Here is a 25,448-nt window from a genome sequence, read left to right as displayed (position 1 = left end):
AATTTCGCTTTGTCCATCTTGCAAGTTTCCATTTTGTTGCCATTGTTGGCAGATTAATACAAAATATCAACTTACACAAAATTATTTACAGCCTCTCCCGTCACTGCAATTTGCAGTTAAAAAATTAAAAATTACTACTCACCTCTACCCAAACAGTCACTTCCATAAATAAATCAGGGGTCCCGATTAACCATAATGAACACAAGATCCGCCACTTTACGTTTTGGTCTTTACCCTACTTAAAACAATCTGAGGTCCCAGTGGAAGGTCCAAACATTATCTACGAGGTCCTTACGGCCTCTACGGCCCTACAGAGAGGGATCGATCCACTGGGTAAAGCTTTTTCATAGTAACCTTGATACATCTGTTTTGACTTCACTAATCCATAAACGACACGTGCCATTTTCGCTGCAACCGCAGTCCGTGCTTTGCGTTGTATATCCTTATCTTGCGGGGCATCTTTAATATAGCGGTTATATTTTTGCTGAAAACTATTTTCTGGCTGAGTAATGGCGGTGTTTACTGCCATCCACAATGCCAAACGTAAACGTGCATTACCTCGTTTGGAGATGTGTTCTTGACCACGATAATTGCCAGATTGGTTCTTGGCTAGATCAAACCCGCAATACTTCAAGAACTGACGATGATGGTTAAAGCGACGTAAATCGCCACCCTCAGCGAGAATTGTTAAGGCATTAATCGGACCAATCCCCGGCACACTTTGTAAAATCGCGGAGTCTAGGTTATTAGCCAATACTGCTTGAGCGGTCTTTTCTAACTCAGTGCGGCAATCATTGATCTCCTGATAGCGTCGCAGTTGTATTTGAAAGGTTTTACAAGCCAAAGAATCCTCTGTAATGGGTAGTCCAATACTATGCTGGGCGGTTTCATAAAGTTCAATAAGCTTGGCTGCTTTATTCACTTTACGACCAACAATAGGACTGGCGATCTCGCAAAACGTCTCTTGAGAGTGTTTCGTTACTGCACTAGGAATGGGGAAGTGCAAAAGATAATTAATCCACCAAGCTGATCGGGTACTGTTCCACCATTTACCCATCTCAGGAAAGTACAAAGGCAGATAGTGCGTGAGTATAGAGTGCTGCAAGCGCGTGCGACTTAATGTCACTTGATAGTAGGTTTTAGACAGCTCCTGGAGATCGTGATGCCCTGCAATTAATGGGTCAACATAACGTTGAGTGATCTCTTGTTTGAGAAGCTCCAAAAGTACGGCAGCATCTTTGGGATCATTTTTATCCCATGAATTAAACATCACCTCGCGGTACCGGGCACTGGCTATAGATGAAATAAAACAAACCTCAAACCCCTCCGATATCAAGCGATGCCCCAATGCTCGATGGTAATTACCGGTTGCCTCAAACCCAATGATACATGGCGAAGGTAAGCTTTTTAGAAAAACAATAAATCGATCATGATCCTGGGCGGAATTAGCCATCCGAAAATGTTGTCGTTTACCCTCGTTTGTTTCGCTCAACACAGCATTAAAGTCCTTGGCAATGTCAATTGCAATCCATGCCCCGTAGGGTTTATTATTTAAGCGGTCAGCCATAGTAATACTCCTTGTTAATGATCTCGCAATCACAAGCATGGCTTAAATTGCTACGACTGACTACCATTCTGCATGTACTACGGCCCCGAGCTCATTAGTGGCAAACTCATGGAGTGGGTAGCAAAGCATCAAATCCAGATTCAACATATTCAACCAGGCAAGCCACAACAAAATGCGTATGTGGAACGATTTAATCGCACTGTTCGATATGAGTGGTTATCACAGCATTATTGGCAAAGTATTGACGAAGTTCAGATGTTTGCAACACAATGGATGTATAAATATAATCATCAACGTCCAAACATGGCATTGGGCGGATTTACCCCTAAACAGCGGCTGGCCATGGCTGCTTAACTTACTCTACTTTTGAGTTCAGTTATTAATGGGGGGATTACCCCTTCAGGTATGAAGTTATAGCTAAAAGTTAAAAACCTAAATAAAATCAAATTTTTCATATTGTGAAATTCGAATATGCTAGGCTATTTATAGGAGAATTTTTTATGAACACTAAACCAAATACAAATAGCGAAGCAAACCGAACCCTAGAAGAGATAGCAGACATGATGGATATAACTAGAGAACGAGTTCGTCAGATTGAAACAAAAGCATTAATAAGATTTCGCCAAAAATTGGCTTCAAAAGGCATAACTAAAGATACTCTTGAGCTTTAAAACTTGTATTATGCGTATTGATTCATCTAATAATGGAAAAAATGCCACTCGATAAAATTATTCTTCAACAAGAGCCAAATTGATACTTTAAAGACGAGATGGGTATGTTTCAACACAACTTTGTATCAAAATAAATTTAACTTAATCAAACTCGAAGTAATCGTTTTCAAAATTTTTTGTTAAAAAAATAGCGATTTTTTCTTTAGTTAAATTCATCATACTTCCTACTCAATTTAAGTCCAAAGTGAAAGAATTTCTTCGTCGTTTAATAACCCATCACCTTGCCATACTAAAATTTTATTATTACGAAGATCTTTTAGGAAATCTTTATTATTAAAATAAACACCCCGCCAAGATACATCTGGACCAAGTTGTCCCTGCATTTCAATAACCGCTCCTATGACAACAGTTTTATTTAACTTTGTATTGCTTAATTGAAAAGAGAAAATACTTAAAAAGTCATTATTTTCAAGAATATTATTTAGCAGATTAAGTGTATAAGTGATCTTTATAGAATCTGTAAGTTGTTCATCATCCTCCAAGCACTCGTAATCTCGACATTCTGATTCTGTTAATTGGTCTGAAATTAAAGAAACATAAAATCCAATATTCTCTAAACTCTCTGGTCCGCTAAGAAAACTATCCCACCCTTCATCCTCAAGCCACGCATATAAGAGATTAATATTCTCTGGGATAGTTTTATTTAAATAGAATGCATCAATAACATCATCTTTGATTTTTAATAGTTCCGTAGGCAATTGAGGGAATTTCATTTTCTTACCATCATGTTGAAATCACAGCTAATTCCGTGATAATTGAAACAATCTATTTCTGTCGACTTTAAAGAAGCCTTTAATTTCTCAATTTCAATTTTACAAATGCCATCTGGACTATTTGTTTCAAATAAATACTTATTATTTGAAATCAACTTGAGCTGACCAGATATCTCGCCAGTACATCCACTACGATTGGCAACACTAAATTCGGCAAAAAGTTTTTGACTTTTATTTGAAATTTTTAAGTCCCCAATAGTATTTTTTGATTGAAACGAATATTTTCCCAATATTGCATCATCTTTTAAATCTGTTCCGAAAGTAAAAAGGGGAATTAAAAGAAAAGGTATTAGCATTCTTTTGTGCCTAGTCATGCTAATACCCTCTTAAGGATTACATTAATAGAAGTGAGTTGATATTCGTTTTTGTTAAGTTGTCGCGGCATTTTATTAATTAGCCCTGTTACAAAATTTATTAATGGATCATTCCAAAAAACCTAAATCTTTCCCAACTTCGAGCACTTCAAACACTGACTAATTAACTCTTAATTTTGGGATAAATGTTACTGTTAAAGTTTCATTCTTGGAATTCTCTATACTCAATTGAGAAGCCTCAACAGAATCCAAAGTTAGTAAGGCTAAATCGTATGAATCAACTATTGGCCCTTTAAATTTACTTGCACAAGTGAAACTTCCCTCCCAACAGGTTGGTATATATATTTGAGGATCACTATTTATGTCCAAGGTCCAATGTGCAGTGTGAATTTTGCCATCAACTCCAAACCGATTTGATTTACATTGAACTTCACCATGAATTAAGCGGATCCACTTTTCAAAAGAGATTTTGATATGGTGCCATTCATAGTTCCATGGGGCAGCAATTTCAACACACTTAATTGCACGAAGTGAATTTTGTTTTGTAAATAGCTTAACATCCGGAACTGGAGGGACTTCGACCCCAATTTTTTTTGCCAAGATTGCAGCGATAATCCAATCTAATTTGGCTAGTTCATTAACAATATCTTGGTGATGGAACCCACAATCATAATTACTTTCATAAAACTGAATCTCTCTCCACAAATCATCGGGAGTTTTAATTTGCGAGTTTTGGTTTAAATGTTGCACCGTTTCAAGCGGCTCGATTGAAACGATATTAACTTTAAATACTTTTTGTGGTGTTCGTCGAAAAGTTAATGAAGTTCCATAACGCTTGTTTCCGCAGATAATTACAGTTGAATTTTCAATGTTTTTCATTTATTTCCTTACAAAAAATCAAGTTGGATACTCACCACTGCGATTAGCTGACTGAGGAGTTGGCACAATACACAGGTCAATTCGTTCAATTAAATCGTCCTTTATTTTTGCTAAGACAATTGCAATCAAGTTTTCTTTATCGCCCTGAGCAAGTACGACGCAAGGACCTGGAAAACTATGCGTCAATATTGCCAATTCAGCCCAAACAGCATTACCGGAAGCTTTAACGGCTTCTAATTTAGGGTTGATATAGTCTAAATACTCCTGCTTAGACTCAATCTCTGACAGTACCATTTGAGATGCATAATGAAAGTCGGTTGATAGAAATGGCTCCAACTTCGTAGAATCTAGAGTATTCATCATAGATGCATATGCTCGTAATGCCATTTCAATATTTAACATTCATACTCCCTTTAAATAATTTCAGACTCAAAACAAGAGTGTTGTGTCTCATTATTGATTTTATAAATTTGAATTTGAAAACACTTTCAATTCAAACTACAACAGTCCAACTAGATTAAGTGCTATTTTTCATTTATAAAAAATATTCATTTTTTCAATTAACCAGTAACCTGGTAAATTGTGTTATTGGCACGAATCGGGGCGAATACTTTTTATTTTAATGCCACGTCAAAACTTTTCTCTTTATTCATATTTTTCAATTGAGTGAGGCCATCTGTAAGATCAAATTAAAATGTATTAACTAAAACAATATTATTAATTTACACTTTTGATAGCTCATCTCATGAGCTTGAATACTGATATTTTGAACTGATATGATTATCTAATTAGAAAACTTCGGCAAGTTATAAGTTAAAAGTTACTGCGTCGAAAAAACCTACATATAACCTTTTCGAACTCGCCAAGAACAATTAGAAATCCATGTCATGCAGTTGCATTTATAAAAGAATATTCTGCAAGATAAGGCTATTTATGCAGTTTTGCTTCAAGTTGACAATCTTTGTGAAGAATGGTCTATTTAAGATCGCTGATAAATTTTTTTAGGATTAAGATGCTAACTACACCAACTATCGACCAACTCCCAGATTTACGAAAAGGTCTTCGAAAACGTAAAGTGCCAATTATTCGTCTAGGAATGCGTGGATCTTTTGATTCACTTGGTTCATTTTCGGTGTCCAAAGCAACGGATGCTTTTCTGATTGAGTGGCAAATCAAAAATTGCACCTCGAAATCATCGAACTTTAAAGACCTTTGCACTGATCCAAGGCTTGAATTAAATCGACTTGAGCTGGGCTGGTTGATTGCAGCTATGTTTGATTTTGAAGCTCAGCGTATTATTGACTCAATCGGACACCCAATCGAAGGGTTTAATGCTGCGTCTCAACCAAGAAAGGCCGCCGAAGACTGGAGACATTGGGCGAAAGTGAAAGCTGGGCATATGTATGGACTTTGATAGTATAGACATGTCTTCTGAAATAAAAAAAATCTATGAGCTCATCCGTACGCAAGTACTTATTGCCGTTGCGGAGGAATTGCGAATTGACTCCTTCAATCTAAGTGGTAACGGCCATGAACCAAGAGTTACCTTAAATCGGCGACTAGCAGCTGTTCTAAAGGGCCAGAATATCCCCTCTGTATATATTTCCGGATTCGGTACAAACAGGCATTACCCATTGCGAGTTTTTTTAAGAGCAGAAAAAAGCATTAAACAGTTGCTACCTAATTCGCCCTTTACAATTTATTCAGGAGTGGCTTATCTTTCAAAGCCTGTGATTTTGCCAACAAGGCAAAAGCGGCTTATTCCTATCACCGCTCGAAATTCAAGAGATGAACTCCTTCGCCGAGGCTGGTCGATGCGTGGCGCATGGGCTGAAAAAAGTATTAGTCAAACCCGACTTGTTCTTTCTGGGCGATTTGAAGTTGAAGGAGTTCCGCACGTTAGCCTTTCATTTCACCCAAGTTTTAGCGTTAATGACGCTTTGGTCCAAGCCAAATATAATCTAGCAGCGATACTCGCTACAAAAGCTAGAGCAACGAAGGCGAAGCCTAAAAAGTTAGATTTTGATTTTCTCGATTTCGATCAGGAATATGGCGCTGGGTTTTTCGCTAGCTTAATGGACGGTCCTTCAGTGGACCTTTTTAAGATTGCGGGTTTTAAAAGGAATTCAGAACTACTCGATACTATTTGGGATCATTACAATTGGCAAAGCTTACTAGAAGAATGTAGGTCAGTTGAGATCATCGAAACTGGTGAGAACGATGAAGCTCCAGGAATGAGCGACGTCTTTTTCTGGGTTGCCATCGATGATCCTAAAAAATTTAAGAAAGAACTCCGTACTATCATCTTGGCAGCAATCAAAAGTAAATAACAAGGTGCCTTGATCGAATCAACTTGAATAACTAAACCTTATTTCAAAAGATTCAAAACCTGTTTTGTGAAACCTTACATTTTTACAACACAGAACCAAATCCGAAATAGTTACGAGGATTAGAGACAATTTTCTCAAGCCACTTCTAACGGCAACTTCAAAGAGTCCCCCAAAGCAAAAAGTCTCGATCGGTGGTGGGCTTGAGACTTTCTCAAGGCCCGCTAAGGAGGTTTAAGGCCTATTTACTGTTGCTAGGAACTGCTTTAGTTGCTCATTTTGTATGGAAGCCGCCCTCTCAGTCACAGAAAAATTAAAGAACATATCTTTCATCGCAATTTCAAATTATGATTGCTAATATTAAACAAGTTTAAAGGCGTGAGATGCAAGAAGGAATGGTTGTCTGGCTCTTTGGTAGAGGCCTATCGATGGGCTGTGGTCTAGGGTGGGATTTGCCGAAGGAGTGGGAAATGCTGGCTAGAGATCAAAAAGTCATCCAAATCAAAGATACTCTTAACAACTTGATGAATGACCCCAAAATCAATACAAGGGTCGTACAACAATTTCTAAGCCATCTTGAGATGCAAACTAATAAGGGCTGGAGACATCTTTTTGGAACTACAAATTGGGACTATTTACTACAGAGAGAAGTTCTCAAACTAGGTTTGACTACCCTACCTCCATGGCTTGCAAGTAGTCACGTATTTCATATCAACGGAACCGTCGAGCATCTACTGGATAACACAAATAGAAGCCCATTTATTCTGGTTGAGGATCCTGCCAATATTCGGACACCTTCATCGGAAGCGGATATTTTTTTTAATCGAATGATTTGGCAAAAGATATTTATTGTTGTTGGAATGTCCTTTGAGTGCGACTCTGACCGGTTTTTACTTTCTGCAATAAACCAAGTTGGCGATGCTTTACCTATAGGAGAATCATTTTGGATCATAATAAACCCAGATCAAAATATTCTGAATTTGCTAGAACATAGGATAAAGAATGCCTTGCCACGCGCCAAAATAATTTCTTTTTGTGACACCTTTAACGATTGGATTAACTTAAATTTCCCAGGACTTAATGCAACAGATGTTTTTATTAATAATTAAAGCCATTGCTAAAAATGCAAAAGCCATTTGATAACTTAATGGCAAATGGTTCTGGTGGGAAATGCGCAAACAAAAATACATCTATCCAAGGAACTACCCAAACTAAATTTTTCATATAAAAATTATAAGAATCAGAATAATATTGAGGTGCTTTATTTATTATTACCTATATGAAGGCACATTTAATAAGACGACTCTCATATTCAATCAACTCAACAAATGAGTCAATCTTTTCCTTTAAACTAAATAAGGTCAAGCAAAATTCAATCAAATTGTGCTACGACGAATTAAATAGTAAAAGTCCCAATAAAAATCTGACAAGAACAAAACTTGGGCCATAGCTTGTCTAAGTGGAATCGTTTAAGTAATGATTAATAACAGCTCTATCTGTTATTTAAATGGGTTTATTGTGTTTCTAGACTACCATTCGGGAACAATTCCCACCTGCCATTTAGATTGACTTGTAAAAAATTACTTACCGCAACAAGACGAGCTGTGGAACAGCATCTCCTCCAACCCAGACAATTGCATCTTGGTCAAAGTGAAGTCCAATTTCTTTAGCAGGATCAAGGGCTAGACCTAAAGCGAAAAAACTTTTCTCAGAAGGCCATTCGGTACCATCTTCGCTACCCGAACCTTCGATTGCTTGAAGCTCTAGCTCCATCAGTTTAGTGGCGAGTTGGGCGTGGGCTAGGTCATTAGCTGCATCTGATTGGATAGCTCCGCGTGGATTGTAAGCCGTAAGGAAAGCTCCACAATTGACAGCATTATCAGCGAACAAGGTAGCTAAGCGCTCTGATCTTTGGCCTACAGTCAAGATAATGTCGTGCGACGTATGGCCGAGTCGGTAGTCCGTAGCTAGGTAGGCTCGGACTTTATCGGGGTGAATTTGAGTCGCTTTAGTCATAAAAAACTTTCTAAAATATTTAAGTTAACTTACTTTATTTTCAGTTATTTGTTGTTTGTTCCAACAAGATTCACATTCATTTTTACGATTTGGCTTACCGAGAGCATTTTAGTAAGGGCGTCTACCCTTTCTTTACATAAGAATAAATTATAACCAAACATGAATTTACTAAATGGCCCATATAAACGTACTAAACGAATGCATATAAGCTCATCTAATGAGCCTCCAGAATGATATTTTAATCTTTTGAAAGGTTTTAAATATGGATCCATCTGAATTTTTTTTAAACTATTACTCTAAGGTATTGGTTGCACCTTTTCTTGATGAGTCACTTTTTGACCCAGATTTACACGATTTACTTGAACTGCAATCTGGAGATAAAACCTCAATTACGAAATTCCGGGTATCTGCTATTACTATGGCTATTTTCCTTGGAAGTCGCGCAGTACGCGAAGCAGCAATTCTAAAGTTTAGTAATGGTTTTAAATCCATTGAAGGAATTACCTCTGTTGTTCAAAAAGCAGAAAAATTTGCAGATGCTATTATTGAAGATACTCGTATACAAACGACCAACCCGTCATTACCAACTTATGTTGACGAAACCTATTTCTATAAATGGAAAAATAGTTATCACCAATGTGCACAAGAATACAAACAAGGTGAGCTTCGCCAAGCTACCGTCTTGTCCTGCTATAGACAATGTATTTTTTCAAACGAAAATGAATATGCAATTATTACAAATGATGAGAACTTATTAAACCAAATCGTTTCAACATATGATATTTACGAAGGTGCCCTTAAAAATCTACTAGGTCAAGAGGTACTTAACTAATTTTTTACACCATCTATTAAATTAGTTAGTCGCTAAGAGGTTTCCTCGATCATCTCTAAATTTTATCCCGAGATTTTGAGTTATAGATTGATTGGGGAGGGGTTTTGAGTTAAATAACTAAGGTATTTAAACATGATTATTAAAAAACTATTGATTGGAATACTTCTTTGGGGGGTAAATTGTCAAATTTTTGCTACAGAAGTTTTTGTGATTGCACACAGTATTTCAACCAGAGCAGAAGCTAGAAAGGTCATACAGAAAAAAGGTTGGATTGAAACCACCAACTCCGAACAAGCAAAAGGAATTCTCGTAGTGTGTAGAAGCGGATTAAGCTACCCTCTTAATTTTTCATATAAAAATATCAAAGAATTGAATGAAGATGCGAATATGCAATTAAATATTACCGGCTCCAATTATCATATCTACATCTTTCGTATGAGTGGAAACAGAACTGTCACCGAAGACCAACATATTTACTACCCAACGGACGATTAATTCGAGTATCAAAGTAGGTGATATAAAACTAATAAAATCCGGCATTTCACACAATTAATTGAAATACCAAAATTAATTTAATGTGTGCAACGTTTAAAAAAACTAATAACAATAGCGGGTTTGTTAAATTTTAGGTTTTACTTTGCTGTGTTTGTGATTTGATTTGAGAAACTGAGGCTATACCCCCACCTATATTTTGTAACATGAATTTGCTTCTTTCATTGATCATTCGACCCAGGAATTGCCTTTAAGGTCTGGCTTCCATGCTTATGAAGGACTTTTGCAATAACTACACCGATGAGCATTTAGCTTTATTAAACTCCTTTTATCCAACTAAGATATAAATCATAATTTAAAGAACTTTAAAAGGCTTTACAAATGTTGACAGAAACTTATAAAAACTGGCTTTCAAAAACGAAAGAATGTGGATTCACAAATGAGCAAGCATGTGGCTTAGCGATTCTTTATGCATGGAAATTGACAGCTCCTAAAAAGGATGGGGAATCACAAAATACAGAGCTTTTTTGGCAATTTGTTGATAAAAACCATTTTGATGATATTAACGAAAATGCTTTCTCAACAAATGACTTCATTGAATTTATACCCGTATTTAAACTTGCCGGAGAAATACTTCGTGTACCAATGTCTAAAAATCGTTTTGATCATATTGGAGATCCTACAACATTACTAGATCTGGATTGGGAAAATGAGCAAGTAACTGGCCAAAATATAGATGATGTTCTTTTACTACGTCACCGCTTTGACCTACTCTGGTGTCAAACATTTGGAGAATCTTTGAGGGAAGAAATAAGGACTCCAATACATGCATATGTTTTTGCGAGTAGTTTAACTCATGCACTTAATAAATATGATCCTCAATGTTATTCAGGAATTCTTAATAAATTACTTTGGAAGCAAAGTCCCTTTGTCAGAATGTTTACTTCAATCCAATTCGTAAATGAATCAAATGGTTTAGCAAATTATGAGCCTTTTCAAATTGCATTTAGAGGTTTTTTGTCAGATGACAACCTTGAATTAGGAGAGGCATTGTGGAATTTACAACGACTTTTGTTTTATAAGCAACCAGATGGAGCCCCCATTAACTTGGATAAGCAAGATTTACCATTAACTTCATTCTTCGAGTTTTCGACTCCGCTGGTAGTAGGTTTTATAGATGAACATATGCCAAGGCATGCAGAATTGAGTCGTATAGTTGCTAGTGAGTACCTTTTCCGAAGTCATGAATATGGTCCACATTCGCAACTTTATAGTCTTATGGAGGATCGTTACGGATTTACATCTGAATTGGAGAATGAGAGTAAACCGTTAAATTTATTGATGAATGCCGCTAGTTTTTATACAGTTTGTTGTCTCAAAATAAGAAACTTAACTAACCGAATATCCGAACTACCAACTCTCAGAATGCTTGATGATATTGGATTTCTATGGACTCGTGATGTAGAGCAAGTGCAGCCTCTTAGAGATGAAGCAATTCAATGCTTTGACGTGATGTTAAGTTGGAGATCTGGTACAAGTTGGGGATTATTCTTGGAGACCGAGTCCGGATTTATTCAAAGAGCTTACATCGGTGACAAATCGGAATATGCAGAAGTTGATGATATTTTTGCCAAAATATGTTGTGCTTACCAGCCAAAGCGTTGTGTGATCGCTTTTTGGACACATAGAACCCAAGAAATTGAAGGAAAAAATCAGGATATTAATGAAGTTGCGTTCTTAAATATTGAACGGGATGGTTCAATATGCTGTGAAGTGTTTAATGGCGAAACAGACTCTCAGAGAGGTCGTTATTTAGGAGAATATAAAGGTACTATTAAAGAACAGTCATTTTGTAAAAATTATTTTGTAAAAGCACAAAGCTCCTTCTTTAACATAGTAAATAAAGAATTTGTAAAAAAAGATCAAATTGAACTTTTAGAATTTATCGCCTTTCCCAACGCTTGGAATTTTTCAATCAATCATAAAGATCTAGAGGATGAAATGAATGAGTTAACTTCAGAGGATTTTATGCAGGAAATATTTGGTGTTGAAAGAGGTTTTTTTTGGCCATTTAAGAAAACTCTGATCTCTAAACTAAATATTAATGTAATGGAACTGGAAGAACTCTTAGGAATTGATACCTCAGCCGAGAAATATTGGTTTGATTTATATGTAAAGTTTCATAACGAGGAAAATCAAGATAATTGTGATTCAATTGATAAGTTAAAAATTGAAGCTAATAATGGAAATCCTTTTTCTCAAAATGATTATGCATGCTCACTTCTCAATTCTGGTGAGGACAAGGACTTTGATTATTTAAAGTATTATTTTGATTCTGCTGCACAGTCATTTCCTTATGCTCAGGTAACATTGGGATGGTTCCATTTGCATGGCTTAAATGGGGTCGAGAGGAATGCGGAAGAAGCATTTAATTGGAATTTACGTGGGGCTACGCAAGGTCACCCAGAAGGTGCAAATAATCTTGCATTTCAATATGAAAATGGTTTGGGTGTTGATATTGATTTGAACTTTGCGAAGCATTGGTATACTTACGCTAGCATTCGAGGGAGCAATATTGCCCTTGGGCATTTACTCTATTTGTTAAAAAATGAGCTTTAAAAAGAATCTCAAGACGCTGAGGTAAAAAATCAGTTTCTTGGAGATGTATAACTCACATAAATCGAAAAAAAATTCCTATTATTCCTTCATAAAATAATAAACATTACAGAACTCTGTTTATAAATTAGAGGATCAAATTTTTAAGGAAAAAATTACCAACTTTGAGAAAGTCTTTCTTTAACAATTATTGGGTCTAAAACTGTTGAGCAGGTTTCCCAATCGGCATCCTCAACTTTGCTATATTTAATATCAAATGGATTACGTGTTGCAGTTGTTCTATCTATAAGTTGGTTAGCCGCATCAGCATCATCAAGAGCAATCTGTACCCAAACATCCTCTAAAGTATCGGGGATTTGTCCGAAGAGTCCATGGATAGCTTCTAATCGGTCAGCTAGAACTTGATGCACCTTATCCTCCACAGAATCTCTATATCGAAGGTTCGCAATCCAGATTTCACTTCTGGCCTGACCAATACGTTGAATACGCCCTTTACGCTGCTCTAGACGCGTAGGATTCCAAGGTAAGTCGATATTAATAAGCGTTCCTAAACGTTGCAAATTTAAACCTTCGGAAGCTGCATCGGTTCCTAGTAAGAGTTTTAAGTCACCGTTACGAACTCGTTCTTTTAAAACGTTTCTGTCACAGCGTTGAAATTTTCCATCTCTCCAAAACCCTGACCGGTTACTGCCTGCATAAAGTCCAATATCCATTCCTGCAAAATCTTCTCTTTTAGCCATCTCATTACCTATCCAACGGACAGTATCGTAATATTGGGAAAAAAGAATACAACCAAGATCAAGCCAGCTAGAAATGGATCCAGATTGAGTTCCATTTAAATATCCAATAACAGCATCTAACTTTGGATCACTATTCCCACCCTCTTGAAGAAGCTTTAAACAACGCTCTAAGCAAAGCCGTTCAGCTTCAGTAAAATCCTTAAAGTCACTCTTTGTTTGAGATTGAACTATCTCAGTAGAATGGATCTCTTCTTCAATTTCATCCTCATCCTCGTCTTCAACAAAAGAAGGCTCTTCCCCGAGTAATTTACTAACAGTTCTTCGGCCAGCTTCCATAGAACTCCCAAGACGCCTTAATAAAAGTGTTTTAAAAAATCCTGCACCTTTTACGCGTTTTTGAAGAAGAATAGAAAATTGCTCTGCCTCTTCATAAGCCTCTTTTAAATAACCACCAAGAACTAAAGCATCCTCATCATCTTCGCCAAATAATTTAACTGAAACTTTTGGTAAAAAATATCCACCAGTAGCAGGATTTATAGTAGCTTCTAAATATGCTCGAGTTCGACGAACAATACATCTCAGTAAAGGGTTGAAACTTTCGCCATACTCTGGAAGTAATCCATTTTGTATTTGAACTCTCTGAATGGCTGTCGGTAGTTTATCTAAACTTTCTGGAGTAAACTGCCATTTTTTATCTACAGCATTTAATGTTCTACGTATTCGATCAAATGCATTACCTTCATGTTTTGAGGGTAGTGGATCCCTTAGGTATTCCCAACCATTTCTTACATCGTTGACCGGTATTGCTCTATTACCGGTTGCAATTTCAAGACAATCGCTTGCTTTAAACCAAGGGCTAGTTCTTGTCCAACCTCCCAAAACACCGTCATTACCATGAGAAAGAATGTTCAATAAATCCCATGCTTCGACCGGATGCAATTGAACCGGAGTTGCAGTAGCTAAAAGCATACTTTTAGTTTTACTACCGATTCTCATTAAAAAATCCATTAATTTATTTGGAATGGGTTTCTCATCAATTTCCTCAGCTGAGGCATCTACTTTTGGGACTTTCCTTCGACGCGCACGATGCGACTCATCAACAATTACACAACTATAGTTTTTACTGAGCAATAAATTGATTGCCTCTGGCATCCCTCGAACTATTAGTCCTTGAGAAACTAGACCTATTCGTCTAGGACATTTTCCAAGTGACTTTATTCCATCTGGAGGATATTCAAGGTCGTTTTCATCTACCCAACACTTTCCAGTCCACCTTGCCGAAGGTAACTGTAATAACTCCATTAATTCATCTTGCCATTGTTGCAACAGTGGTTTGGGAGCTAGTACCAAAATCGGTCCACCATCTGGATCATCTAAGGCAATTAATAAAGCTGCCATAGCAAGCTGAATTGTTTTTCCTAACCCAACCTGGTCGGCTAGAATCAAACGTGCTCCGCCGAGTCGATGTCTTTCTAATGCAAGTCTTGCAAAATATTTTTGATGAGGCCACAGACCTTGTTCTTTTCTATATACAGGAGTCTCGACAGCAACTGATCCAGCAACCTGATCAGTATCATCTATCCCTTTTAATTCTTCAGGATCAATTACTTTTCTAACAATAATTCGCTGAAGGTCTTGAGTGATAAAAGGGCAGACCGATAAATCAATTGCTCTTGGATCATTCCAAAGGGCATTAAACTCTTCTTGAACCCAGTCTATTGTTTCTGGAGAATCATCTTCCCATAGCAATTCATAATTCACTTTCCAAGCAGATGCACTTTCATTCACACTTCCTAAAAATGCTGTAGCAGTACCATCAGCTTTTCTTAGAACACCAGCTTTGCCATGAATTAAACCAAATGCTGAATCAGGTAGAACTCTCACTTCCATTCTTTTATTAACAAGAGCATCGTAAAGTGCTTTATACCTTGGCAAAGCAACAGGTGGGGCATCTTCTGGCAATCCTGAACACCAAGATCTTCTCAATGCTGCTTGTGCTGCAGCTGCGGTTATTAAATCTTGTGGATCTAGATCAGAATTACAAATAATCCTAACTGGGCCTTTAACCTTTGAAATTGCTTCACCAGCTACCTCAAATAAGCTGGACCTAAAGTAACCTGCAATACGATCGTATGAAATTGCATCTTCCAACCGTTCATTAAGAACAGCATGATCTAAACGATTGCGTCGACTTGAATGGCGCTTTAACATTAGGCGTGATCGTTACGTAATCTACCTGCCAATATGCGAGCGGCTTCAGAATCATTTGCCCACTCTTCCATTCCATCTGTGTTCCCTAAAGATGATAGCCATTCAAGTAAGCCAATAAAACCGTCTCTCTTAGTCCAGTACAACTGACCGAAAGTATCCCGTAAATATTGTCTACCTGGCTCAGGACTATTGTCTGAGTTAGCAGTTTCACGAATTGCAAACATTAGATGTCTTAAGGGAGATGACGCAAACGGGTGGGATGTTCCAACTGATCTTCCCCTTCGAGCAGGGATCTGATTATTAGAGGAATCTCCAACAATACCAAGTTGAGTTGAAGCTAATCCAGAGGGAGTAAACATTCTTGCACCATTAGCTTTGTCAGACTTAAGTAGAGGTCTGATATCCGTAACTCCAAATCCGCGGGCTAGTTCTTCATACATCCCTTGACGTCTTTCTCCTCTACTTTCGATATCTAGAGCGCGAAGATAATATCTTTCTACTAAAGTTAGGTCACGCCAAGAGTTTTCCAAGCCTTTCGGAATTAAAGTATCACAGGCGATTCCAAGTGCACGTTCTATAACAATCTGAAAATCACTTTTTTGGTTTTTTTCTCTTACTGCAAATACCTCATGCTCTACATCCTTACCATCTAAATTTCCATACTGAGTTAGTACTTTAAGTGCTGCTGCATAGGCGGCTAATTGATAATCTGCATCATTAAAGTTTGGCTCTCCACCTTCATCAAGTGCCTGCATTAAACCAATTTGCTTTTTAACCTCATCTTCAACTAATGGGTAAACTTCATCTAGAAATCCAGGTTCATTTATTATTCTTTTTCGAAGAATCAAGCAGACAGTACCTTGAACGTAATTACCTTTTTTTAACCCTGCAGAAGTTTCAGTGCTGATTGTCCAAGCAGCCGTTGCTTTGAGTCCTGCTGCCCACAAAATCATTCCAAGATCAGCCCAGACTGCAGGATTTTGATGAGTGAACATGACCATCTGCAAACCATTATCTGACATATGTAAAGCGAGGTTTTTATATATCTCAACCATAGATTTACGAAAATCTTCACCATCACCTCTAACTGCAAGTTGAGCTCGAGCATCGGAGCTCCATTTAGGAAAAGATTTCTCTAATTGCTTGTCATACCATGCAAGAAAAAAATCGCCAAGTTCATGGTAATTAATGGCATCTGCGTAAGGTGGATCAGTTATCCATAGGTCACATGTATCGCTAAGGTCGCGTGCATCAATTAATTTGATTTCAGTAGATTTTGATTGAACATGTGTGAATGTGAAAGGCTTAACAAGTGACTCATATAACTGACCAAATGATCTAGTACCAAAGCTATAAAGTGGATTAAGAGCCTGATTTGCAAAAGTCTGCTCTGTAGATCCTGGTCCTTTTGATTTATCTGCATTCCATACACATAAACGCGAGTTCCAATTTGCTTGAATTGCTAACTTAAGGATTACAGTTACTACTCCTTCTTTAGGTAAACTATTTGAAATACCGCTTAAATAACAACCATAGGTTAGTAATTGGCGAGGAGTAAAAAGATGATGCCAATGTGTCCATCCTCTAGTCCTAATAGGCTCTTCAGTTTTTTCTCCGCCTGTTGGAATTTTTTTCGATGGAATCAAGCCTCTTGATTGCCAATCTAAAAATCTTTCTCGCAGAAGTTTATGCACAGTAGCTTCCCGCTCTAAATCAGCAACATCAGGAGCAGCAAATCTGCGAACAATTTTCGTTATAGTTATTCCGCGTTCATCAGTAAACTCAATACTCTTTGACCATCTTATACAATAAAGTCGTTCTTGAAGGATATCATCAGTTCTAGATGTAAATTCATCATTGGTCCAACGACGTAGACCATCAGGCCCCCGGATTGATTCCAAAGACCATGTTCTATTTTCATCAAAAGGATCACAAATGCGTCCTGATGAAATGGTTGCACCCTTCTTTTTTTTATATTTCTCTAATTCATCCTGAGATACTTGAAGTACTTCTGAACGCAATCTATCACTGCCTGTAACTTTATGCCAAATTACTATCCATCGGTATTTTTCGGAGACCACCCAACTAGGAGCTAAGGGAATATAGTAGTCACAACCTTCTGGTTTCACCTCAACGCAATACAGATATGCTTCTGCACGCTCACCTTTATCGTTATGTTCAATGCCCCAAGAGGTAATGATTTTATCTGCATCAAAAAATAATTGATCTTGTATCTTTTTTATTTTAGCTTGTTCTATTGGAGTAGAACCTAACAAGTTGATGCCAGCCCAAGTTAATAATCCAGCTACTGGGTTAAGATCAGATCCAAAGGCCTGACAACCAATACGAGCTGCCTCAAAAGGGATAGATCCGCCACCACAGAAGCTATCCCCGACCCTTGGAACTCGACCAAAAAGTCTTTCTCCCAATTCTAAAATTAGTTCGGGGAGATTTTCTGCAGAAGTATTAAGATGGGTATTAATTTTTAACCATGTATCAGCTGTTGGTCCAATAACATTCTCAGGTCGAACACAATGCTCAATTCTCTCAGAGTACGGTAACGCATCAAACTCAGACTTGGTATTAAATGAACGGCGCCTTTTAGTGTCAAGAAATATTTTCTTCTCTATCGATAGAGATTGCCAAATTAATTCCTTAATTCGATCTTTATCCTCTTCAGACAATCCTTGCTTAAATCCTCTAGCTGTAAAGAATTTATTTTGAAACTCTAAGGAAGCTACATTTCTGAATTCAATAGCAGGAATTTCACCGCCACACCGTTGCCATAATCCATCATCATCCATCGTAAGAATTTGTAAAAAAACCTCACGATCTTTTTTGAGATCGTTTGAAGCAGGCATTAGCATTCCAATTATAGATGCTCGAACTAAAATAAGTGGCTTTCGTCCCCACCACTTTCCTAAGCCTGTCAATGTTTGACTTGCTCCAGCTTTTCTCTCTTTATAAGATTCTGCCGATAAACGAGCTATTGGAAATTGAGTTTCAATAAAGCTAGGCATATGAGTTTTATTTCTTTAAAGTGAAAGTGAGAGTTGAGAATGTCCAAGTAGTTCTCGACGAGATCTCGGAGATAGGCCTTCTCCTTTTACAAAAGTGTTATCTGCTAAAGCTGCACGAAGGGCCTTTCTCCAACCAATTCCTTTTTGCATTGCTTGGCCTGTAGTTGCAACTGTCATGGTAAATAACCACCATCTTTCCTCTGGTGCAAGAGCTTCCCAGTTACTTATTGCATTAGGAATATCATCTGGAGAAGCTTCTTCAACTGCCCAACATAAAATACATAATTCTTTTCCTAAAGATGGGTGAATAGGTACTGGTTTACTTGGGTTTTTTTGAAATTTCGCTACAGGCAAACCATTGGCTCTAAGCCGACGATTAGCCTCATCCCAAAAAGCAGGTGCTAAAGCAAGCCAACGCCCCTTATCAATAAGTACTCTTAATGATGAATCTGTTGGAGACGGTATATTAGTTTCAATAGTTCCAAGTTGATCAAGATCATTCCCACGATGTTCTGTAATTGAAATAAGCTCTCCCGACGAAGTACCTTTAGGAATCTGAATCAAAAAACCATGTCTTGCTTCATCCGGTAAAAATCCTAGACCTAATACTTTTCTTACTGTATTTGCATTTCCACGAGCCATAATTTATTGTTTTACTTTTGAAAGATTGAACTGTTGGTTAGTTGCCTTTAACCAATCTAGCAAAGCCTGACCAGTTGGGAAGCCAATAGAGCCGATTGACATTCTTATATTTCCTCCACCAACTAACTCTTGAAGTTTTTCAGCAACTTCTTTTACTTTTGCGTGGTCATAACCCTCTTCTATCGCTCCAGAATATTCTAGATTTTGATGGCCATCTGCACTTTCTGCCGTAAGTCCAATATCATAAATTTTTACATCTTTAGTAGTTTCTAACCTTTTGATTAAATCCCAAACAACTCCAGATTCATCAAATCTTGATTGTTGCATCCACCGTGCTGGTAATTGAGTATTAATTGTAGGAGTTTCTACACCTTTTTGTGGAATTGAAATTCGAATTTGTTCAGAGACCAAATCGAATTCAGGGCATACTGCAATAGCGCAAACTACACGACAGTTTTCTGGTACCCGAAACTTTCCATCATAGGTTGCATGACCAGTACTTGTTGGTGATGAACCATCAGTTGTATACCTAATTGAAATACCATTGGCTTTAGGAAGAGCCATGAGTTCAATTTCAAAATGATCGCCACGATTATGAAGTTGATATTTAATACGTAGCTTTGCCTTCCACTCCTTAACTTCACTAAATCTAGTTAAAGCATCAAGGTCAATTGCCATAAATCTATAACATAAACCTCTTGCCTCAAAGCGTGTAGGGGTAGGAACAGGGCTTGAAGCTTCTGTAGGGTCTGCTCGTCCTGTTTCAAACACAACATTTGGCACATGCAAAGGTTCTATCTTTAGATAAGTGATTCCATCTCCTTCATCTTCTACAGATAGTTCACGTATTAAAACCTCTGGACTTGGAGCTGGAAAAGGTCCTCTCCGAATATGATTTCCTTCTTCTCGCCAAATGCCTCGGCGTAAACAGTCTTCCTTGAGATCTTCTAATGCAGATATTTTATGTAATTGCCATTCAGTTTTAACAGCTGCAGCTCGCTTAAAATCTGACCATAAAACAACTTTTGAATCTGCAGTTCCAAAAAGTCTTGCCTCTGCTTTTGATTTAAAACTATCATCATCAATCTTACTAGTGAACTTTTGGGCACTTTCTAAAGTTTTACGAACAGTTGCCTCACCACTTTGGTTACCGGCAAAAGCTAAGTCCGTTCCAGTTGTTCTGAGTGATGCGTTAATTGAAGGATAAACAATTTGATCAAAAGCCTCCTTCAAAGCAGCCGTAAACTGAAGTCCAACTCGATCTCTTAGAGCATCTAAAGCTCTCCACTGAGGATCGTCTGTTGGTGTATTGTCGCTCCTAAGTTCGTCTTCGATACTTTGAAGTGCGCGAGACTGTCTTGCAGAATCTAGGACCTTTTGAAAAGTGTCTCTTGAACCAGTTAAAAAGAGAACACGATTTTTATATTGTTGTTGCTCCCACCAAGATTGCCAATCCTGGGAAATAGGTAATTGGTTAGCTTGTCCTCCAGGACGAACAATAATTAAGGTGGTTTTTTCTTGATCTACTTGAACTTCATCTGGAGGTGGAAGGACTTTAATTACCTGATAACAGTCCCGCATAGTCGCAGAAAAATAAGACTCTAAATGCTCTCTCAACATTCGATCGACTGTTTCTGCGTGCAAAGACAATGCTGTAGAACGTAATTTGGCAGCTAAATTTTGCTGGTTTTTAAAATACAATCGACCATCAGCAGAATTGTGCAAGTACCAAGCCCTAGTTGCAAGCTTATCGAGAACATTTGCTTTAAAAGTACTTAAATCCCTACCTGGTCGTTGCAAACAATCTACTAACTGATACTCTCGCAGACCATGTATTGCTCCAGGGGTTGTTGCTAAGGAAGAAATTAAAATTAACTTTGCCGCATCGGATGCATCGGAATTTCCATTAGTAGCGTCAATTTGCTCTACTTCAGCATCGCCTCCATGAGCCACATCATGGGCAATTGCTTCACTTAATGAAGGGTTGATAGTTCTTATTTCTGAAGCAATCTCATCTTGATTCAAATCAAAATCATAGGGATGAATGAGGTCAATACTACTGGCTTTTTTAGATGTCCATAAGTTGGATACAACCATTTGCATAAGACGTATTACACCCCTTGTTTGTTGGAAACCATCATTCTCCTTAAATTTGCCAACTAACTCTCTTAAGTCTGGGTGAAACGGATAAGAATCGGTAACTCTGGTGAATAATGCTTCAGGGGACGTTGTAGTTAGACCCATCTGAGTAGCTTCACGTAATGCATCTCTATAAGATTCAGCGATATTTTTTATTTCTTCATTTGAAGCAACTTTTCCAAAAAGACGTTTACGTAATATATGATACAGCTCATCGCCGTTAGGATTAACAGGGGTAATTGGTACAGCGATTCTTCGCGACTCAGAAGTAATTCCTTGAATAGCCCTATCTAAAGCTGCCCTAAGGTTACTCTGCCCTATCCCATAATTTGTTCCAGCAAGATCTGACAAAACTAAACAAACGTTTTCCATTTCTGCAACTGCGATAAAAAGATTTGCTAAGGCGGCAGTAGTCACTACACTCAGATCAGCATTACCAACTGATACTGAAACTGCATATTCAAGGTAAGGAGGTAATTCATCTAAAAAAATAATGACAGAATCGCCGCCTAGTAACTGCTTCCATGCTTCAGGACCGGGAGCACTTAGAACTGGAGAAAGATACTTTGCAAAACTTTCCGACTTACCTAGCTGTTCTGCAATAGCGCCCCAGATACCTCCAGTTGCATCTGTGCTTCTACCATTAAAACCTACAACTCTGCAGCGACCTAAAGACGGTGCAGGGTTTTCATCACCAAGTACTTTTTTTCTTAATTCAGGATCTTTCGCTAATAAACCCAAAGCTATCATGCTGTGAGTTTTACCACCGCCCATCGCTTGAGAAAGCATAAAGACTGAAGATCCTGAAACACTCCCTGAAAGCTGTCGGAAAACTCGATCGACTAAAGTTGTCATTCCGGAAGTAAAATAATTTTCTTCAAAAAACTCTTTGCCTTGAACTTGCCCTTTTAGAAAAGTGTCTAAGCTTAATACAGTAGCTCTTCGATCAGCCTCAAATACTGATTCACGAGGTGTACATAAATTATATAATGACATTTGAGTAAGTCCAATAAATGAATATTAATTTTTGAGAATAACTAAAACTTTAAGTTTCAAATTTATTTTAAAAGGAACCTTAATTAGGTAATCATATTAACTTTAAAAGTTTAATAAATCTCACTTTTCTTAAAACTGTGAAAATCCTTCAATCTACTAGGTTGATCATACACAAATAATTATAAAATACCCCATCTAATCATTCACATAGCTCAGAATATGAGCTTTGAATCTGTAAAAATACAATAACTTATAGTTAAATTTTGTTGTTTTTTGAGCTCCTGATAGATTAGACGTGAGGACCGGATGTTGGGGTAATCCATTTCATTCATTCAAAATCATACCTTGTTGTCGCACCTATCCTTTCATGTATCCTCCTAGGGTAGAACAAATAGATAGCCTGAAAAAACTGCAATTTCATGAATCAATATACTAATATGTACTGAAGGAGACAATGATGCTTGAAGTAGAAAATATCTATATTGATAACATCGATGATCAATTTAACTTTTTAAAGAAAAAGTTAGACGCTATTTCAACCTGGACCAAACAAAAACACGAATTTGCGAGTGAGATAAATAAATACCTTATTACAAAACAATATATTCATGATGTAGGTCATAAAAATAGGCTATACCTTACTGGCGGAATAGGTACTTCTCTTTTATATAAAGTACCCGAATCAAAAAAAGGTAAATTTTCTTCATATCGCGGACAAACTGTTCGTTTAGTAAACATGGGATCAAATAAAACCGAAGTTGGTTTTTATATAAAAGCACTCAGTAAAAATGCTACTAAAAACTTAACTCTTCTACACAGGCATCCTCAAGAAATCCGCTTTAATCAAATTAATAACCATGAATTCTGGATTAAGTCAGTAATTAATGCAGTCATAAAACGGCTTGATGCTAAAGAATCCTATGCTCAAGAAAGGGTCAATTTTAACTTTAACTATTCAGAAAAAGATACTTTTAAGTTGAAATTCATTCAATATTACTTACCAAAGAATGTCGCTGTAAAACCACTCTTTGGCTATGAGGATCTAATTTTTTCGACGGGTATTTATGTGGTCTATATAGAAATCTGCATCAAAGTTAAGAACTTTAATACCTTTACAAATTTGAGTGATTTAGATTATGAAATCCTTGAATTTGATTCTAAATATATACGGTTTATTGAGTGGAATAATAATCAGTTATCCGATAAGGTGATCAAAAAATATATAAAGGTAAAGGGCTTTCTCAAAGGATTTAGAAGTAAAAATCCGAATCTAGAACAAGCCATCCAATTATTTTTTATAGGTTCACATCCTCCAGAAATCGAATCCATCAAAAATAGATTAAAGCCTTTTTTCCTAGTTGACAACAATACTAAAAAACAAATAAGAAATCTTTTCATGAAATTATCTAGTAAATCCCAATTGGAAGAATAACTTTTTCTATTCAGAGGGTATTACAAAATTTTTCTGATACTTAGGGCAATTATTGGATGTTATGCCCCCTTTTCTCTAAACTAGTTGATCAATGGTTATCAGCTACTTCTGAAGAGGCTTTAGAGTTTTTGAAAACAGAGAATATGATGGAACTTGTTGAGATGAATTGTATGCGTCCGGTGAATACATCTTGTCCTGAACCACTGATTAAGTGAACATGTCTCCACTTAAAAAATAAGTGGAGAAGTGTACACTATGGATCTTACTAGTCCAACCGGAACACGAATAAGACAACGATACAGTAAAGAGTTTAAATCGGAGGTGATTGCCCAGGCTCGTCAACCAAATGTATCAATCGCATCTGTTGCACTTAGCTATGGGTTGAATGCCAATTTGTTGCGGCGATGGATGTATGATGCTGACCCAAGTTATCTTAAACGAGGAAACGGTCTCGTAGGTACAAGTGGCTCTGTACCGATGAGTAATACGCCAGGGTTTTTACCCCTGAGTCTTCCCCATCCTTCTTCCAAAGCCGATGGCCAATCAATTGAGATCGAAGTTCACAAAGGTAGCTCGACCATCAAAGTGAAGTGGCCAATGCAGGCCAGTACGACTTGCTTAGCTTGGTTACGGGAGCTTACCAAATGATTCGAGTTGACGCAGTTTGGATTGCAACCGAACCGATGGATATGCGAGCAGGAACCGATACGGCATTAGCACGCGTGGTGAAGGTGTTTGGGGCGGCGTATCCAAATCACGCTTATCTATTTGCCAATCGTCGCGCTAATCGAATGAAAGTGCTGGTACACGACGGTTTTGGTATCTGGTTAGCTGCTCGTCGCTTACATGAAGGTCACTTTATTTGGCCTAGAACGGACACTGCAACACATCTGCAAATCTGTCGGGAACAGTTCGATGCATTGGTCCTTGGATTACCTTGGCACCGCCTCGGAGAGGCAGGTATCATCACGGTCTTATGATGTTTTTTGTTGTTTTATTAAGGTAAATTTTTCCTTAAATTACCAAAAAAATCAATTAGTAAAACCTATAATTACCCCCTCATTACGAATGTGAAATACTGTCATTATGGTTACTTCACAAACTCTTGAACACATGAATCCGCAAACATTGCGTGAGCTAGTACTGAGTTTGATGTCAGAGAACCAAGAGCACAAACAAGTCATCGCTCACAGTCAGGTGGAAATTGAGCAGCAAAAAAAAGAGCTGTTGTATCGACAAACCAAGATTGATCAACTCACCCATGAGATGGCCATCACGAAGCGTTGGAAATTCGGACAGCAAAGTGAGCGACTGGATTCTGCACAAGCTAGCTTACTAGAAGAAACGCTCGATACGGATATCGCTGCCATGGAATCAGAAATGGAGGAGCTGGCAACTCCTGAAGTTTTTAAGCGTCAGCGTCAAACACCGAAGCGTGCTCCTTTACCTGCTAACTTACCTCGGGTCGACTTCCGACATGAGCCTGACTCAACCCTCTGTCGTTGCGGTTGCCAACTGAAACGGATTGGTGAAGATATCAGTGAGAAGTTAGACTATACGCCGGGTGTTGTAACGGTAGAGCGTCATATCCGTGGTAAATGGGCTTGTGGTTCTTGTAAGACCTTAACGCAGTCACCAGTCCCTGCCCAAATCATTGATAAGGGCATTGCTACTTCCGGTTTATTGGCACAGGTACTAGTTGCGAAGTACGCAGACCATTT

The 25,448-nt window shown here is 37.7% G+C and carries 22 protein-coding genes and 1 pseudogene; 13 read left to right on the top strand and 10 right to left on the bottom strand.

Features of this window, described 5'->3' with window-relative positions; all coding sequences use genetic code 11:
• Positions 1-280: 280 nt before the first annotated feature.
• Complete coding sequence (locus B8983_RS13585) at positions 281-1,567, bottom strand: IS110 family RNA-guided transposase (RefSeq protein ID WP_084286063.1); 1,287 nt, start codon at positions 1,565-1,567, stop codon at positions 281-283.
• Between the two features lie 81 nt (positions 1,568-1,648).
• Between B8983_RS13585 and B8983_RS13580 the strand changes: the two are divergent.
• Positions 1,649-1,921: pseudogene (locus tag B8983_RS13580) on the top strand (integrase core domain-containing protein); the annotation flags it as partial.
• Positions 1,922-2,067: 146 nt separating this feature from the next.
• Positions 2,068-2,238, top strand: a complete 171-nt coding sequence (locus B8983_RS13575) for a sigma factor-like helix-turn-helix DNA-binding protein (RefSeq protein WP_084286061.1) — start codon at positions 2,068-2,070, stop codon at positions 2,236-2,238.
• 233 nt (positions 2,239-2,471) lie between these two features.
• Here the strand turns inward: B8983_RS13575 and B8983_RS13570 are convergent, their stop codons facing one another.
• From B8983_RS13570 to B8983_RS13555, 4 genes are all read right to left on the bottom strand, one after another.
• Complete coding sequence (locus B8983_RS13570; RefSeq protein WP_084286060.1) at positions 2,472-3,011, bottom strand: hypothetical protein; 540 nt, start codon at positions 3,009-3,011, stop codon at positions 2,472-2,474.
• On the bottom strand, positions 3,008-3,385 hold the full coding sequence (locus B8983_RS13565) for a hypothetical protein (protein ID WP_143736198.1): 378 nt from the start codon (positions 3,383-3,385) through the stop codon (positions 3,008-3,010). The genes B8983_RS13570 and B8983_RS13565 overlap by 4 nt, the downstream gene beginning before the upstream one ends.
• A gap of 159 nt (positions 3,386-3,544) precedes the next feature.
• A complete protein-coding gene (locus B8983_RS13560; RefSeq protein WP_084286055.1) occupies positions 3,545-4,264 on the bottom strand; it encodes a hypothetical protein in 720 nt (239 codons plus the stop codon).
• Between the two features lie 18 nt (positions 4,265-4,282).
• Entirely contained in the window at positions 4,283-4,666 is a 384-nt protein-coding gene (locus B8983_RS13555; RefSeq protein WP_084286051.1) for a hypothetical protein, read from the bottom strand.
• Between the two features lie 610 nt (positions 4,667-5,276).
• On the opposite strand from B8983_RS13555, the gene B8983_RS13550 reads away from it, so the two are divergent.
• The 3 genes from B8983_RS13550 to B8983_RS13540 all read left to right on the top strand — a co-directional run bounded on the left by B8983_RS13550 (position 5,277) and on the right by B8983_RS13540 (position 7,700).
• Positions 5,277-5,678: a hypothetical protein gene (locus B8983_RS13550; protein ID WP_084286050.1), complete on the top strand. Its 402-nt coding sequence runs from the start codon at positions 5,277-5,279 to the stop codon at positions 5,676-5,678.
• Entirely contained in the window at positions 5,668-6,594 is a 927-nt protein-coding gene (locus tag B8983_RS13545) for a hypothetical protein (protein ID WP_084286048.1), read from the top strand. The genes B8983_RS13550 and B8983_RS13545 overlap by 11 nt, the downstream gene beginning before the upstream one ends.
• Positions 6,595-6,974: 380 nt before the next feature.
• Positions 6,975-7,700: a hypothetical protein gene (locus B8983_RS13540; RefSeq protein ID WP_084286046.1), complete on the top strand. Its 726-nt coding sequence runs from the start codon at positions 6,975-6,977 to the stop codon at positions 7,698-7,700.
• 475 nt (positions 7,701-8,175) lie between these two features.
• On the opposite strand, the gene B8983_RS13535 is transcribed toward B8983_RS13540, so the two are convergent.
• A complete protein-coding gene (locus B8983_RS13535; RefSeq protein ID WP_084286044.1) occupies positions 8,176-8,607 on the bottom strand; it encodes a DUF3293 domain-containing protein in 432 nt (143 codons plus the stop codon).
• A 262-nt stretch (positions 8,608-8,869) separates the two neighbouring features.
• Here B8983_RS13535 and B8983_RS13530 point away from each other — a divergent pair, with 262 nt between their 5' ends.
• From B8983_RS13530 to B8983_RS13520, 3 genes are all read left to right on the top strand, one after another.
• Positions 8,870-9,439: a hypothetical protein gene (locus B8983_RS13530; protein WP_084286042.1), complete on the top strand. Its 570-nt coding sequence runs from the start codon at positions 8,870-8,872 to the stop codon at positions 9,437-9,439.
• 132 nt (positions 9,440-9,571) lie between these two features.
• Positions 9,572-9,934: a hypothetical protein gene (locus B8983_RS13525; protein ID WP_084286038.1), complete on the top strand. Its 363-nt coding sequence runs from the start codon at positions 9,572-9,574 to the stop codon at positions 9,932-9,934.
• A 378-nt stretch (positions 9,935-10,312) separates the two neighbouring features.
• On the top strand, positions 10,313-12,550 hold the full coding sequence (locus B8983_RS13520) for a tetratricopeptide repeat protein (RefSeq protein WP_084286035.1): 2,238 nt from the start codon (positions 10,313-10,315) through the stop codon (positions 12,548-12,550).
• Between the two features lie 152 nt (positions 12,551-12,702).
• On the opposite strand, the gene B8983_RS13515 is transcribed toward B8983_RS13520, so the two are convergent.
• From B8983_RS13515 to B8983_RS13500, 4 genes are read right to left on the bottom strand one after another with little or no spacing between them, the layout of a single operon-like run.
• Complete coding sequence (locus tag B8983_RS13515) at positions 12,703-15,498, bottom strand: phospholipase D-like domain-containing anti-phage protein (RefSeq protein ID WP_084286032.1); 2,796 nt, start codon at positions 15,496-15,498, stop codon at positions 12,703-12,705.
• On the bottom strand, positions 15,498-18,518 hold the full coding sequence (locus B8983_RS13510) for an anti-phage-associated DUF1156 domain-containing protein (protein ID WP_084286028.1): 3,021 nt from the start codon (positions 18,516-18,518) through the stop codon (positions 15,498-15,500). The genes B8983_RS13515 and B8983_RS13510 overlap by 1 nt, the downstream gene beginning before the upstream one ends.
• A gap of 15 nt (positions 18,519-18,533) precedes the next feature.
• Entirely contained in the window at positions 18,534-19,160 is a 627-nt protein-coding gene (locus B8983_RS13505) for a DUF3780 domain-containing protein (RefSeq protein WP_084286026.1), read from the bottom strand.
• Positions 19,161-19,163: 3 nt separating this feature from the next.
• Positions 19,164-22,295 carry a DUF499 family protein gene (locus tag B8983_RS13500; RefSeq protein ID WP_084286022.1) on the bottom strand — a complete coding sequence of 1,044 codons (3,132 nt, stop codon included), beginning with the start codon at positions 22,293-22,295 and terminating at the stop codon, positions 19,164-19,166.
• A gap of 454 nt (positions 22,296-22,749) precedes the next feature.
• Between B8983_RS13500 and B8983_RS13495 the strand changes: the two genes are divergently transcribed.
• The 5 genes from B8983_RS13495 to B8983_RS13480 form a co-directional block, all read left to right on the top strand.
• Positions 22,750-23,727, top strand: a complete 978-nt coding sequence (locus B8983_RS13495; protein ID WP_143736197.1) for a hypothetical protein — start codon at positions 22,750-22,752, stop codon at positions 23,725-23,727.
• Positions 23,728-23,783: 56 nt separating this feature from the next.
• On the top strand, positions 23,784-23,942 hold the full coding sequence (locus B8983_RS14065) for a hypothetical protein (RefSeq protein WP_159460912.1): 159 nt from the start codon (positions 23,784-23,786) through the stop codon (positions 23,940-23,942).
• Between the two features lie 40 nt (positions 23,943-23,982).
• A complete protein-coding gene (locus tag B8983_RS13490; RefSeq protein ID WP_084286018.1) occupies positions 23,983-24,375 on the top strand; it encodes a transposase in 393 nt (130 codons plus the stop codon).
• Entirely contained in the window at positions 24,372-24,707 is a 336-nt protein-coding gene (gene tnpB, locus B8983_RS13485) for an IS66 family insertion sequence element accessory protein TnpB (protein WP_143736196.1), read from the top strand. The genes B8983_RS13490 and tnpB overlap by 4 nt, the downstream gene beginning before the upstream one ends.
• 106 nt (positions 24,708-24,813) lie before the next feature.
• The coding region (locus B8983_RS13480; RefSeq protein WP_200806911.1) for an IS66 family transposase at positions 24,814-25,448 on the top strand (635 nt) is incomplete at its 3' end.

The organism is Polynucleobacter kasalickyi, from assembly GCF_900176405.1.
Taxonomy (GTDB): Bacteria; Pseudomonadota; Gammaproteobacteria; order Burkholderiales; family Burkholderiaceae; genus Polynucleobacter; species Polynucleobacter kasalickyi.
This window is presented reverse-complemented; position numbering and strand designations above follow the sequence as displayed.

Coding starts and splice junctions, on each gene's coding strand:
- B8983_RS13575 (WP_084286061.1), top strand. CDS start 2,068: ATGAACACTAAACCAAATACAAATAGCGAAGCAAACCGAACCCTAGAA.
- B8983_RS13545 (WP_084286048.1), top strand. CDS start 5,668: ATGGACTTTGATAGTATAGACATGTCTTCTGAAATAAAAAAAATCTAT.
- B8983_RS13520 (WP_084286035.1), top strand. CDS start 10,313: ATGTTGACAGAAACTTATAAAAACTGGCTTTCAAAAACGAAAGAATGT.
- B8983_RS13560 (WP_084286055.1), bottom strand. CDS start 4,264: ATGAAAAACATTGAAAATTCAACTGTAATTATCTGCGGAAACAAGCGT.
- B8983_RS13525 (WP_084286038.1), top strand. CDS start 9,572: ATGATTATTAAAAAACTATTGATTGGAATACTTCTTTGGGGGGTAAAT.
- B8983_RS13505 (WP_084286026.1), bottom strand. CDS start 19,160: ATGGCTCGTGGAAATGCAAATACAGTAAGAAAAGTATTAGGTCTAGGA.
- B8983_RS13510 (WP_084286028.1), bottom strand. CDS start 18,518: ATGCCTAGCTTTATTGAAACTCAATTTCCAATAGCTCGTTTATCGGCA.
- B8983_RS13540 (WP_084286046.1), top strand. CDS start 6,975: ATGCAAGAAGGAATGGTTGTCTGGCTCTTTGGTAGAGGCCTATCGATG.
- B8983_RS13535 (WP_084286044.1), bottom strand. CDS start 8,607: ATGACTAAAGCGACTCAAATTCACCCCGATAAAGTCCGAGCCTACCTA.
- B8983_RS13530 (WP_084286042.1), top strand. CDS start 8,870: ATGGATCCATCTGAATTTTTTTTAAACTATTACTCTAAGGTATTGGTT.
- B8983_RS14065 (WP_159460912.1), top strand. CDS start 23,784: ATGTTATGCCCCCTTTTCTCTAAACTAGTTGATCAATGGTTATCAGCT.
- B8983_RS13570 (WP_084286060.1), bottom strand. CDS start 3,011: ATGAAATTCCCTCAATTGCCTACGGAACTATTAAAAATCAAAGATGAT.
- B8983_RS13500 (WP_084286022.1), bottom strand. CDS start 22,295: ATGTCATTATATAATTTATGTACACCTCGTGAATCAGTATTTGAGGCT.
- B8983_RS13495 (WP_143736197.1), top strand. CDS start 22,750: ATGATGCTTGAAGTAGAAAATATCTATATTGATAACATCGATGATCAA.
- tnpB (WP_143736196.1), top strand. CDS start 24,372: ATGATTCGAGTTGACGCAGTTTGGATTGCAACCGAACCGATGGATATG.
- B8983_RS13565 (WP_143736198.1), bottom strand. CDS start 3,385: ATGACTAGGCACAAAAGAATGCTAATACCTTTTCTTTTAATTCCCCTT.
- B8983_RS13515 (WP_084286032.1), bottom strand. CDS start 15,498: ATGTTAAAGCGCCATTCAAGTCGACGCAATCGTTTAGATCATGCTGTT.
- B8983_RS13550 (WP_084286050.1), top strand. CDS start 5,277: ATGCTAACTACACCAACTATCGACCAACTCCCAGATTTACGAAAAGGT.
- B8983_RS13555 (WP_084286051.1), bottom strand. CDS start 4,666: ATGTTAAATATTGAAATGGCATTACGAGCATATGCATCTATGATGAAT.
- B8983_RS13585 (WP_084286063.1), bottom strand. CDS start 1,567: ATGGCTGACCGCTTAAATAATAAACCCTACGGGGCATGGATTGCAATT.
- B8983_RS13490 (WP_084286018.1), top strand. CDS start 23,983: ATGGATCTTACTAGTCCAACCGGAACACGAATAAGACAACGATACAGT.